Raw genomic sequence first — 12,385 nt, forward strand, 5'->3', positions numbered from 1 at the left:
CGCGCCGCGCTCGCGTGGTGCTATCCCATCGCGAGGTGGTCGCGTTCGGCGCGACCGAGCCGCGCCACCGCATCCCGCAGCGCCGGTGCATCCCGAAGCTCGGGGTCGCGAGCGACGATCTCGACGGCAATATCGCGCGCGGCCTCGATGATTTCGAGGTCTTCAGTCACACGCAGGAGCTTCAACGAGGAGCGGCCGCCCGATTGCGCTGTGCCGAGCACATCGCCCTCGCGCCGGAACTCAAGGTCGCGCTCTGCCAACTCAAACCCGTCGGTCGTCGCCGCCACCGCATCCACCCGCTCGCGGGCGAGCGACGCTGCCGGTGCCGCCGTGACAAGTAGCGCCAGCCCCGCGTGCTGCCCGCGACCCACGCGACCTCGCAGCTGATGCAACTGCGAGATGCCAAAGCGGTCGGCGTCGAGCACGACCATGGTTGAAGCGTTTGGCACATCGACACCGACCTCGATCACCGTCGTCGACACGACGACATCGATCTCCCCCGCCGCAAACGCAAGCATCGTCGCATCCTTGTCATCGGCGCTCATTGCACCGTGCAGCGGCTCAATACGACGACCAACGAAATCAGGATGCACGCGCAACTGCTCGACGACCTCGACCACATTCGCCAGCGGTCGCGCCGGTGCCTCGTCGGGTGCGGGCTGCGTGCCCTCTTCCTCACCAGGCGCAATCGCCGGGCAGACGACGAACGCCTGGCGTCCCTTCGCGAGCTCTTCTGAGGTGCGCCGCCACACGCGATCTAGCCACATCGGATGCTCATCAACCGGCACCACGAACGACTCGATCCCAGCGCGGCCCGAGGGCAGTTGCCGGATGCTCGACACATCCAGATCGCCGAACACCGTCATCGCGACAGTGCGCGGAATCGGCGTCGCGGTGAGCACGAGCATGTGCGGAGTGGTGCGGCCCTTGCGCCGCAATTGCTCGCGCTGCTCGACGCCAAAGCGGTGCTGCTCGTCGACGATGACGAGGCCCAGGTTGTCGAACTCGACCTTGTCGCCGAGGAGCGCGTGCGTGCCGACGACGAGCTTCGATTCGCCGGTGACGATCGCGAGCATCGCTTGCTGGCGCTGCGATTTCGTCAGCGAACCGGTGAGGAGCGTCGGTTTCAGTGCCTGCGCGAGTTGTTCGCCGAGGGATGCGGTGATCGAGCGCAGGTGCTGGGCCGCGAGCACTTCGGTCGGCGCGAGGAGCGCCGATTGCGCGCCGGAGTCGGCTGCCTGCAGCATCGCCCGCACGGCAACGATCGTCTTGCCCGAACCGACCTCGCCCTGCAACATCCGGTGCATCGGTGAGTGCGCGCCCAGGTCGGCGGCAATCGTGTCGCCGACCGAGCGCTGATCTGCGGTGAGCGCGAAGGGGAGCTGCGCGTCGAACGCATCGACCATGCCGCCGTTTCGGCGAAGGAGTGGCGTCGCAGGACGCTCCTGGGCGCGTGCGCGCTGCTGCGCGAGCACCGTCTGCAATTCGAGAGCCTCGGTGAACTTCAGTGCCTCGCGGGCGGGCTCGAGATCGGCCTGACCGTCGGGACGGTGCAATTGCCGAATGGCCGTGTCGAAATCGAGTTCGTTCCGCGAGCGCCGCACGTACTCCGGCACCGGGTCAGGCAGAGGCGGCACGTCATCGAGCACCGATTCAACGAGTTCGGCGAGCCGCCAGCTCGCGACCTTCGCCGTCGCGGGATAGATCGGAATCGGTCGCTTCGTCCAATCAAGCGCGGTGAGTTCGGCTTCGATCGGGTCGTCAAACACCTTGTAATCGGGATGCGTGAGCTGCAGCTTGCCGTTGAAGATCGACACCTGTCCGCTGAACAGGCCCCGTGTACCGGGCTTGAGTTCATCGGCCCGCCACTTTTGGTTGAACCAGGTGAGCTTGAGTTGCCCGCGGCCGTCGGTGATGACCACCTCGGCGATATTGCCGCGGCGCTGCTGCATGAACCGCGATCCCGAGGACACCACCTCGGCGACGAGCGTCACATGCTCGCCGACTTCGAGCCCAGCGATCGCGGTGAGTTCACCCCGGTGCACGTGCCGACGCGGCAGATGGGCGATAAGGTCGCCGACCGTACGTATGCCGAACGCCTTCTCAAGGGCGGCGGCCTCGGCGGGTTTCGCAACCTTACTCAGTGGCCGATCAAGCGCGGGCTGGTTCATCCCCGTCTCCTGCGGCGACGCTTGCGGGCGAGCACCGAGGGCGGGCGATTGCGCGCTCGGCGCTGCTGCTGCGCGGTGGCGTTGGCGACGATCGCCGCGGTGACCGTCTCGACATCGGCCCAATCCGGACGCTCCGGCAGCGCCGCATCCGGATCGCCGAAGGCGGCGTGATCACGCTGGGACGCGAGTCGTTCGAGGGCCGTGAGCGCAGCATCCTCATCGTCGAGTTTGAGCTTTGACGCGAACGAGGCGACCGTCGCGCCGACCGTGCTGCGGGTGAGTGCGAGGCCGTGGTCGACCGCCGTCGCTTCGACTTCGCGCCAGGCTGCGGCGGCCGGATGCAGTTCGCGATCGGGGCCCGCGAACGCACCGGCGCCGAGGTCGGCCTGCTCGACACGCTCTTGGCGAATCTTGCGGAGCCGTCGGCGCAAAAAGCCGGGGGCGGCAAGCGTGAGGCCAATGATTGCGAGCGCGAGTATGGCGATACCAACAGCGATGAGCACACCGCTCGAGAGACCGCTTGTTCCCTCGCCGAGAGCTGAGCCGTCAGTCTTGTTGGCATCGTCGGTTTCTTCGGTCGGCGTCGGCGATTCCTGGCCGCCGCCGTCGGTCGGCGTGGGCGTCTCGCCACCGGCGGCATCGGTCTCAGTCGGTGGCACGCTTTCGGTGGCGTTCGGGCCATCGCCCTCGGTGCCAAGCGGCGGCACCGTCATCTCACCGAGGCCATCGGCCGGAGTCGTCTCGAACGCCACCCAACCGTAGCCCTCGACCCAGAACTCGGCCCAGGCGTGCAGATCATCGCTTGAGACCGAGTAGACGGGCTGACCTGCGTCGTTCACGCTCGTGAATGTGCCGGGCGTGAAGCCCACCTGGATGCGCGTGGGAATGTCGAGCAGGCGCCCCATGACCGCCATGGCGCTCGCGAAATGCACGCAATAGCCCGAGCGCATCTCGAGGAACTTCACGATGACCCCGAGGCTCGTGCCGTCGTAGCCGCCGGAAACCGGAGCCTGCTCGGAGTAGTCGAAGGCGCCGCCGGTGAACCACTGCTGCAATTGCAGCGCCTGCTGGTAAGGCGAGGCGTTCGGGTCGATGATCTGGTTCATTGCTGCGCGAATTGCGTCGAGCGCCGGGTCATCGGGCAGGGCAAGGAATTCATCCATGCCACCGACGGGCGGCGTGAGCGTGGCAAGTTCCTCGGTCGACGGCTCGTTTGGCGATGTTTCGACGTGATAGTTCTGCGCGAACGGCTCAGCCTCGAGTTGGCGGATATCGCCGGTGCGATTGTCCCGGCGGTACTCCCCGTTAACGCCTTCGTAGTAGTCGAGAGTGGTGATATGCGGCAGATAGGCCGTCACACCGGGGCTGAGGATGATGTTGACGTGCTGGGTTTGACCGCCACGAAACTCGTAGCCCTGGCCACTCGGCCCGAGATTTGTTGGCGGACCCAGTTCGGGACTGTCCGGTAGCGGCCCATCGCCGTTGAACGGCGCTGGCGACCACTCCGAATCGGCGGTGAGTTCGCTCAGTGAGATGAGCGAGAGGTAGGGCAATTGCCCCTCAACTTGGGAGGTCGCGTATTTGAGCACCTCGGTGGGGGCGTTGCGACGCAGGTCATCACCAAGGTCGATGATCGGGTTGACGCGGCTCGTTGAGAGCGTCGACACCGGTGCGAATTGCTGCCAGAGCGCGCCCGACGGTGCCGGGAGGAGGGTGGCGACGAGACCCGCGAGCGCAATCGAGGCGATGCCCGCGAGCGCGGCGCCAGTGAGTCCACCAGCCCCACGACCATCGGCCGTGTACCCGACCGCCGCGCGTGCCTCATCCTCATTGCGACGTCGCCAGCGGGCGCCGATAAAGAGCACGAGCATCGCGAGCCCAACCACGAGCACCCACTCAAGCCACGGTGCCGGCGGCTGCCCCACACCGATGGTGATCGCAGGGAAGACCACGGCGGGCAGAAGCGCCGCGCCGGGTGCCCGGAGGCCGAAGGCGAGAAGGTCGGTGATCACGGCGATGAGCAGTGCCACGATCACCGCGACGAGCGTGACGCCGGGGCTTTCGCGCAACGGCGGCAAATCGCTCGGCACCTGGGCGGCGAACTCGCCGATGCGGCGGCCGATGACCGGGAAGATATCGAGGATGCTCTCGGGCGCCGCAACGAGCACGGCCGCGATGAATGCGGTGAGGTAGCTCGCAATCGCGGCTGCCGCGGTCGAGCCGGTGAGTTGGCGGGCAAGCTGGGCGGCGGCGAGCACCGTCGTCGACGAGATTGCCGCGATGGGCACCCAGGATGTTGCGGTGACCACCGGCGCCATGAGGAGGGCCGCGGCGGCAACGTAGGCGGCGAGGCCAATCATGAGCGGCCAGGAACCGCGCGCGGCGGCGGCAGCGGCGCGATCGCGCAGAAGCGGGCTGCGGTTGGGGCGCAGCATCATGGCGGCGGTCATGCGGCACCTCCCACCCGAGCCGCGGTCGCCCACGGATCGCGGGCGTCGGCATTCATGGTGACGACCTGCCAGCCAGCGGCGGCGAAGCGTTCGGCCTCCTTCGTCGCGGCCGCGTCGAGCCCGCCCGGGGTGACGAGCACCGCAATCGGCGGCGAGCCAGCGACCGCAAGGTCAATGGCAATGGCTTCCGCGGGCTGGTCCGTGCGGCCAACGTAGACAAGCGGGCCCGAACCCACGCGCATCGCCCGGTCAACAATCGCGCCGATCTCGCCCGCATCCTCGGCATCGCCGGTGAGCACGAGCATGTAGCGACGCATGATCGCGCCAAGCCCCTGGTCGGCAGGCGTGCGCACGCCATCGAGCAGCGCGCCATCGGCATCTGGGGTCGGATGCGTCGCAAACGCCTCAGTGTCATAGCCGAGTTCGTGCAGTCGCTTGAGTACCGAGGCGGCAGCCGACACGGCCAGCTCGAAACCGTCATCAACGAGCGGCGCGGTGCCCTGTGCATCCGGGAAGGCGCGGCTATCGACCACCACCATCGCAACGACTTCGGAATGGTGTTCTTCTTGGCGCACGCGCAACTCGCCCGCGCGTGCTGAAGCTCGCCAGTGCACACGGCGCATCGCATCCCCACGGCGGTACTCGCGGGTGATCACATCGTCGGCCTCGCCCGAGCGGCCCTGGGCGACATCGACTTCGGCGCCGGTGCGCAGGGCAGGAACGTCGAGGCGATCGACATCGTGCAGATGCGGCCACACTTCGATCTCGACGGCCTCGCCAATTTGTTGTACCGCGCGGGTAAGGCCGAAGCCGTCGAGGTGCTCGAGGTTGAGCGGGCCGACGTGTTGGATCCCACGGCGCAGGCCCGAGAGCCCGTAAGCGATGCGGCGACGGCGACGACCCTCACGCGGATGCAGGCGCGAGGCGATGGCGGGGAGCACGCCCCCGACCGAGCGCGCGGCAGCCCCGGTGACGACATCGGCGTAGGCGCTCGCCTCGACGCCGATGACCGAGCGATTGCGCAACTCGGCGACAACCCGCAGGCGGTCGCCCGCTGCGACGGTCGTTGGATAGACGGTGCGCTCGAGTTCGAGCTTCGGTGGGAACAGCAGTCGCAAGAGGTACACAATCGGCGGCAGTATTGCGAAGGCGAGCCCGACATAGCGCAGGGTTGCGAGCCCGAAGAACTCACCCGCAGCGATGAGCACTAGACCAAACGCGAATAGCGCCCAACCGCGTGGGGTGGGGCGCAATCGTGCCGCGGCGTCATCGGGAGCGATCGCCGCGGTGCTACCCGCAGTGTTCGGTGCGGTATTCGCTCGCTTGCTCACGCTGAGGCTCACGCGCCGGTGGGTGCGGGCACCTGTTCGGCGATCTGCCCGAGAACGCGAGCCGCCTCGGCGGTCGAACTCGATTGACGGCCGGCCCGCGATCCAATCACGAGACGGTGCGCGAACACCGGCACGAGCAGGCGACGCACGTCATCCGGCACGACATAGCCGCGGCCGGCGATCGCCGCCGCCGACTTCGCGGCGCGCAGCAGGTGCAGCGAGGCGCGCGGGCTCACGCCGACGCGCACCGCCTCGTGCTCGCGGGTCGCGCGCGCGAGGTCAACGATGTACTGCTTCACGCTCGGTGCCACAAACACTTCCTGCACCTGGGCGATCATCGCGCGCACTTGGGCTGCGCTCACCACGGGCTTCAGGGCAGTGAGCGGGTCGACGCTATCGCGGTGGTCAAGCATCGACAGCTCGGCGTCGCGAGCCGGATACCCCATCGACATACGCGCCATAAAGCGGTCACGCTGCGCCTCGGGCAGCGGATAGGTGCCCTCCATCTCAGAGGGGTTCTGGGTGGCAAACACGGTGAACGGATCAGGCAGGCGGTGCGTCGTGCCGTCAACCGACACCTGGCGCTCTTCCATACATTCGAGGAGCGCTGACTGGGTCTTCGGCGAGGCGCGGTTGATCTCATCGCCAATGACGATGTTCGCGAACACCGGACCGGGCTGAAACTCGAACTCGTTGGAGCGCTGGTCGAAGATCGCCACACCCGTGACATCACTCGGCAACATATCGGGGGTGAATTGGATGCGGTTCACCTTCGAGTCCATCGCGCGGGCGAGGGTCTTCGCGAGCATCGTCTTGCCGACGCCCGGCACATCCTCAACGAGCAGGTGGCCACCCGCGAGGAGTACGGTCACGGCAAGCCGCACCTGTTCAGACTTACCGACGACGACGCTCTCGACGGCTTCGCGATATTTCGTGACGAGGTCGAAGAGCGCAGCGGCGGGATCGGTGTGCGTGGTCATGGGCTTCATCCTACGATCGACGCATGACCCGAATCATCGCGGGAGCTGCAGCCGCGCTCAGACTCGACGTTCCGGGGCGCGGTACTCGCCCCACGAGTGACAAGGTGCGTGAGGCGCTCTTCTCGTCGCTCGAGTCGTCGTTCGAGTTTGACGGTGCGCGCGTGCTCGACCTCTATGCCGGCTCGGGATCGTTGGCGCTCGAATCGGTGTCGCGTGGGGCCGAGCGCGCGGTGCTCGTCGAGCAGGCGGCGTCGGCCGCTGCGCTCGCACGCAAGAACTCGGATGCCGTGCTCGCGCGGGTGCCCACCGCCCGCATCGAGGTGGTCACGAGCGCCGTGCGGCGCTTTCTCGAGGGAACGCTGGATGAGTTCGACCTCGTGTTTGCGGATCCGCCGTATGAGCTGTCGAATGCTGATCTGGGGATCGACTTGGCCTTGCTGGCACCGCGCTTGTCACCGGATGCGTTGGTCGTAGTTGAGCGCGCGGCTCGGTCGGGCGAGGTGCCCCTGCCGGAGGGGTTGGTGCTTTGGCGTCGCCGTGACTATGGCGACACCGCGCTGCACTTCTTGGAACCTGTTCCGTAGCGGCGCTTCGAGGACCTCAGCGCTCGTGAACACGCGTGCTGAGGCTCGGCCACTTCGCGTGCTGAGGCTCTCGAAGCACGAAAGCCCACCCGCGGGAAGCTTGCCGCCGGGTTTCGGTCCCGCGATTTGCATCCTGGCGGGTCATCCCGCTCTCCCAGCGGGATGACCCGCTGAGAGGAAAATCGCGGGCCGCCCTACGCCGCGAACGGGTCCCACCCGGCCGGATCGGCCGCCGCACCGTCAACCAGCACCCGCGCATCCTGCCGCTTGGTGACTCGCCCAATCGCCCGAAATGGCTCTGGCAGCTCGGCCCCGGCCGGAAAGCTCGCGAGGAGCGAGTGGTCCTCTCCCCCACCGAGCGCGAGGCGTAGTGCCAGGTCAGCACCGAAGATCGGCTCGAGCGCCGCGATGTCTGACGCCAGCGCATCCGAGTCGATCTCAAGCGACACCTTCGAGGCGCGTGCGAGCCGGTGCGCATCAAGCAAGAGGCCGTCCGAGAGGTCCATCATCGAATTCGCGCCCGCCTCTCCGGCCGCAACACCTGCCCCGAGCGGTGGCACCGGAGCAAGTTGCGCTGAAATCAACTCGGCAACCTCGGCGCCCTGCGCCAGAAGCTCAGCGAGCGCCGCCGCATCCGCCGCGCCCGACGCATCAACCGCATCCTGGAAGAGCAGCCGCAGGCCGCCCGCCGCCCGTCCGAGCTCACCAGCGACCGCGAGCGTGTCTCCAGGCTGTGCGCCGGCGCGAGTCACCGCGTCCCTGCCATCGAGCGAGCCGAACGCCGTGACTGCGATCGTGAGCGTGCTCGAGGTTGCGAGGTCGCCGCCGACGATGCCGCAGCCGGGCCAGAGTTCACGTAGCCCCTGCGCAAAGCCTTCGGCGAGCCGCGCTACGAAATCAACCGTGGTGTCTCGCGGCAGCGCAAGCGCGACGACCAGCCCGGTCGGACGTGCTCCCATCGCCACGACGTCGGCCAGGTTCGACGCCACGGCCTTGCGGCCGAGCTGCTCGGGTGCTGACCAGGCGAGCCGGAAGTCGGGTCCATCGATCATGGTGTCGGTCGAGACGACGTAGCGGCCATCGGGGGCCGCGAGCACGGCGCTATCATCGCCCGGGCCGAGCAACACATCGCCATTCGGGATGCGGGCAAGCACCTCGGCGAGCACCGCGCGTTCGCCTGCCTGTTCGACGGTGAGGGGTCGGTGCGCCAGAGTCATGGTCTTCACGCTATCGCGCCTGGGGCGAGGGCTAGGCTGGATGCGACATGAAACGCTCGCTCCTCACCTTCCCGCTCGTCGCGCTCCTCGGGATCGCGCTTTCCGGTTGTTCTGGGCCGTCGGTGCCGATGCAGCCCGCGGCCGATGCCGGAAACCCCATCTGCGCGGAAGTGTCGGTGCGGCTCCCCGATGTGGTGGATGGGCTTGAGCGACGCGACACGAATGCGCAGGCGACCGGCGCCTGGGGCAACCCCGCGGCAGTGCTGCTGCGTTGCGGTGTGCCGACGCCACCCCCGACGACAGATCGCTGCATCAGCATCAATGGCGTCGACTGGGTCGAGAATTCAACCGAGGCGCCGCGCTACGTCTACACGACCTATGGGCGCACACCCGCGGCGGAGGTAGTTATCGATGCGACGAAGGTGTCGGGCACCTCAGCGCTCATCGCGCTCGAAGAGGCCATTGGGTATCTGCCGGTGACCGGTGGATGCGTTGGCCCGCAAGATCTGGAAGAGCCGGCCCTCGATCCGACGACAACGGCGACGCCCTAACTGTCATCCAGATCGCGACGTATTCACTTCGAACGTTCGCGCCTGACCCTAAATGTCATCAGGATGGGCGTATCCCGCAGTATTGCGGGATACCCCCATCCTGATGTCGATTGTGGCGAGCCTACGCTACGCGGAGCGCACATCGGCCGCGCCGGCACGCGAAAGCGCCACCTCGAGCAGCTCGGTGATGAGTTCCGGATACTCCAGGCCCGAGGCCTGCCAGCAGCGCGGGAACATCGAGATCGGCGTAAATCCCGGCATCGTGTTCACCTCGTTCACGAGGAAGCCCTCGTCATCGAGGAAGAAGTCCACCCGTGCGAGACCCTCAGCACCCAGCGCTTCGAACGCGCGAATCGCGAGTTCCTGCGCCTCGGCGAGTTGCGCATCCGACACATCTGCCGGGCAGTCGAGCCGCACGGCCGAATCGTCGAGGTACTTCGCCGCGAAGTCGTAGAACTCGGCCTCGGTCATCACGATCTCGCCAGCCACCGACGCCCGCGCCCGCTCACCGCGCGGCGAACCGAGCACCGCGATCTCAATCTCGCGGCCAACAATGCCCTGTTCAATGAGCACGTGGTCGTCCTCGGCGAACGCCACGTCCATCGCCGCCGCCAGGTCGGCGACCGACTTCACCTTGGTCACGCCCACCGACGAGCCAGCCCGCGCCGGCTTCACAAACACCGGCAGTCCCAGCGAATCCTCAACGCGCGTGGCGACGCCGGCAGCATCCGCGGCCCAATCGAGGTCAGTCACCGTAAAGCCCGGCGCCACCCGCAGCCCGGCGGCCTGCAGCACGAGCTTCGTGAAGTGCTTGTCCATCGCGACCGAGGCGGCGAGCACCTTCGAGCCGACAAAGGGCAGCCCGACGAGTTCGAGCATCCCCTGCACCGTGCCGTCTTCACCAAACGGGCCATGCAAGAGCGGCAGCACCACGTCGACCGAGCCGAGGTCACTGCGCACGCCCTCGCGCACGACCGACACGATGCGGTTCGCGGTCGAGTCGGGCATGAGGATGCGGGTGCCATTGTCGACGACCTCAGGCAGGTTCTCGGGGTTGAGCCGGAACTTCTCGGGGTTGTCGTCTTCGAGCACCCAGGCACCCTCGCGGGTGATGCCAACGGGAATAACGTCGAATCGCGAGCGGTCGATGGCACCGAGCACGCCCGCCGCGGTCGCGCAGGAGATTTGGTGCTCGCTCGAGCGACCTCCAAACACAACCATCACTGTGCGGCGTTCGGGGGTCGGGGTCATTCGCGGTCTCCGCTCTCGTTGTCGGTGGCAAGGTGTGGGGCAAGCTCAGCCGGATGCATCCGACCCTCGAGCACAGCGGCGATCTGCGTCACGATCGGCATCGGCACGCGGTGTTCGCCAGCAATCACGAGAATCGACTCAACCGAACGCAGACCCTCAGCGGTCTGCGCCATGCGGCCGGTCACATCCTGATAGCTGTAGCCCTGGCCAAGCAGGCGCCCCGCCGTGAAGTTACGCGAGAGGGGCGACATACAGGTCGCAATGAGGTCGCCGAGGCCAGCGAGGCCCATCATCGTTTCGCGGGCGGCGCCCATGGCGACGGCGAAGTCGGTGATTTCGGCGAGGCCACGCGTCATGATCGACGCCTTGGTGTTCTCGCCAAAGCCGACGCCGTCGGCGATACCGATCGCGAGCGCGATGAGATTCTTGAGCACGCCACCGAACTCCGTGCCGATGACGTCTGGGTTCACGAAGGTGCGCAGGTACGAATTGCGCGCGAGTCGCGCCACGCGCACCGCGAGTTCTTGCGATGAGGATGCGACGACAATCGCCGTCGGCTGCTCGCGCGCGATCTCGAGGGCGATATTCGGACCGGAAGCGACCGCCACCCGGTCGTAGGGAATCTCGGCGACCTCCGAGATCACCTCGCTCATCCGCATCCCGGTGGTGCGTTCGACGCCCTTCATGAGCGAGATGATCGAGGCATCGCCTCCGAGGAACGGCTTGAACTCTTCGATGTTTTCGCGCGCCGATTGCGCGGGCACCGAGAGGAAGACGAGGTCGGCGCCGGTGACGGCTTCTTCGAGGCTCGCGGTCGCCGAAATGCTCTCGGGCAGGTTGATGCCCGGCAGGTAGGCGGTGTTGCGATGCGACTCGTTGATCTCATCCGCGTGTTCTTGGCGGCGCACACCGAGGGTCACCGGATGCCCGCCGTCAGCGACAATCTTCGCGAAGGTGGTGCCCCAGTTACCGGCGCCGATCACGGTGACGCGGGTGCCGTCGCCGGCGCTGCGGGCAAGGTCGGGCAGGCTGATCGGTTCGGTTGTCGGATACCACTCGCTCATGCGCGTGGCTCTTCAGGCGATTGGGCTTTCGGGTCGATCGGCATGCCGAATTCGGTTTGGCCGTGCTTCACCGGGTCGTAGAGCTCATCCGGTGCCTGCTCGCCACGAATCTCTTCGAGGAGCTTCGTGATCTCGACCATGACCTTGTTCGTCGCGGCCTCGATCGCGCGGCGCGAATGCGCCTGGCCCTCGTACTCGCTGAGATCAATCGGCTCACCGACCACGAACTGCAGGGGTGTGCGCCAGCGCGGCACGAACTTCTTCTGGAACCGCGGCACGACCGCATCCGCGCCCCACGTCGCCACCGGCACGATCGGGATGTTTTCGGCGAGGGCGATGCGCACCGCACCCGACTTGCCGCGCATCGGCCAACCATCGGGCTCGCGAGTGAGCGTGCCCTCGGGGTAGATGATCACGAGGCTGTCGTTCTCGACGAGCTTTTTCGCAGCGCTCAGCGAGGCCTGCTTCGCCTTGCCGCGCTCACGCTCGACCGGAATCTGGCCCGAGCGGTGCAGCAACCAGCCGACGACCGGAATCTTGAACAGCGACGCCTTCGCCATGAATCGGGGCAGGCGTCCGAGCCGCCACACACCCCAGCCCACGACCACGGGGTCGATGTCGGAGTAGTGGTTCGGCGCGAGAATCACCGGACCGGTCGGCGGCAGCGTGCCCTTGAACTCGTACTTGTAGAGCGCACTCATCGGGCCGCCCGCGATTCCCGCGAGCAACCAGAAGATCGACGGCCGGCGCTTTTCGGGTGCCGCGCGCCGCACCGAGGCGGCCACC

General features: G+C 67.1%; 10 protein-coding genes. 2 read left to right on the forward strand and 8 right to left on the reverse strand.

Going from position 1 to position 12,385, the window contains the following annotated elements; all coding sequences use genetic code 11:
* Positions 1-20: 20 nt before the first annotated feature.
* Genes EG850_RS09725 through EG850_RS09740 form a run of 4 tightly spaced genes read right to left on the reverse strand, consistent with a single transcriptional unit; the run spans position 21 to position 6,932 of the window.
* Positions 21-2,171, reverse strand: coding sequence for an ATP-dependent DNA helicase RecG (locus EG850_RS09725; protein WP_124972960.1), 2,151 nt, complete (start codon positions 2,169-2,171; stop codon positions 21-23).
* Entirely contained in the window at positions 2,168-4,621 is a 2,454-nt protein-coding gene (locus EG850_RS09730; RefSeq protein WP_124972962.1) for a DUF3488 and transglutaminase-like domain-containing protein, read from the reverse strand. Before EG850_RS09730 ends, EG850_RS09725 begins: the two co-directional genes overlap by 4 nt.
* Positions 4,618-5,952 carry a DUF58 domain-containing protein gene (locus EG850_RS09735; RefSeq protein ID WP_124972964.1) on the reverse strand — a complete coding sequence of 445 codons (1,335 nt, stop codon included), beginning with the start codon at positions 5,950-5,952 and terminating at the stop codon, positions 4,618-4,620. Before EG850_RS09735 ends, EG850_RS09730 begins: the two co-directional genes overlap by 4 nt.
* A gap of 8 nt (positions 5,953-5,960) precedes the next feature.
* Positions 5,961-6,932 carry an AAA family ATPase gene (locus EG850_RS09740; protein ID WP_124972966.1) on the reverse strand — a complete coding sequence of 324 codons (972 nt, stop codon included), beginning with the start codon at positions 6,930-6,932 and terminating at the stop codon, positions 5,961-5,963.
* 23 nt (positions 6,933-6,955) lie between these two features.
* Between EG850_RS09740 and rsmD the strand changes: the two genes are divergently transcribed.
* Positions 6,956-7,516 (forward strand): 16S rRNA (guanine(966)-N(2))-methyltransferase RsmD, encoded by a 561-nt coding sequence (gene rsmD / locus EG850_RS09745; protein WP_124972968.1) that lies wholly within the window; start codon positions 6,956-6,958, stop codon positions 7,514-7,516.
* 194 nt (positions 7,517-7,710) lie between these two features.
* Here rsmD and thiL read toward each other — a convergent pair whose 3' ends face one another.
* Entirely contained in the window at positions 7,711-8,733 is a 1,023-nt protein-coding gene (gene thiL / locus EG850_RS09750) for a thiamine-phosphate kinase (RefSeq protein WP_124972970.1), read from the reverse strand.
* Between the two features lie 47 nt (positions 8,734-8,780).
* Here thiL and EG850_RS09755 point away from each other — a divergent pair, with 47 nt between their 5' ends.
* The gene (locus tag EG850_RS09755; RefSeq protein ID WP_124972972.1) at positions 8,781-9,284 is read left to right on the forward strand and encodes a DUF3515 domain-containing protein; all 504 of its coding nucleotides are present in this window, start codon (positions 8,781-8,783) and stop codon (positions 9,282-9,284) included.
* A gap of 126 nt (positions 9,285-9,410) precedes the next feature.
* On the opposite strand, the gene EG850_RS09760 is transcribed toward EG850_RS09755, so the two are convergent.
* Genes EG850_RS09760 through EG850_RS09770 form a run of 3 tightly spaced genes read right to left on the reverse strand, consistent with a single transcriptional unit; the run spans position 9,411 to position 12,384 of the window.
* On the reverse strand, positions 9,411-10,535 hold the full coding sequence (locus EG850_RS09760) for a D-alanine--D-alanine ligase family protein (protein ID WP_124972974.1): 1,125 nt from the start codon (positions 10,533-10,535) through the stop codon (positions 9,411-9,413).
* Positions 10,532-11,599, reverse strand: a complete 1,068-nt coding sequence (locus tag EG850_RS09765) for an NAD(P)H-dependent glycerol-3-phosphate dehydrogenase (protein WP_124972976.1) — start codon at positions 11,597-11,599, stop codon at positions 10,532-10,534. Before EG850_RS09765 ends, EG850_RS09760 begins: the two co-directional genes overlap by 4 nt.
* Entirely contained in the window at positions 11,596-12,384 is a 789-nt protein-coding gene (locus EG850_RS09770; protein WP_235829279.1) for a lysophospholipid acyltransferase family protein, read from the reverse strand. The genes EG850_RS09765 and EG850_RS09770 overlap by 4 nt, the downstream gene beginning before the upstream one ends.
* Position 12,385: the final 1 nt, after the last annotated feature.

It is taken from the genome of Gulosibacter macacae, from assembly GCF_003865375.1.
GTDB classification, from domain to species: Bacteria; Actinomycetota; Actinomycetes; order Actinomycetales; family Microbacteriaceae; genus Gulosibacter; species Gulosibacter macacae.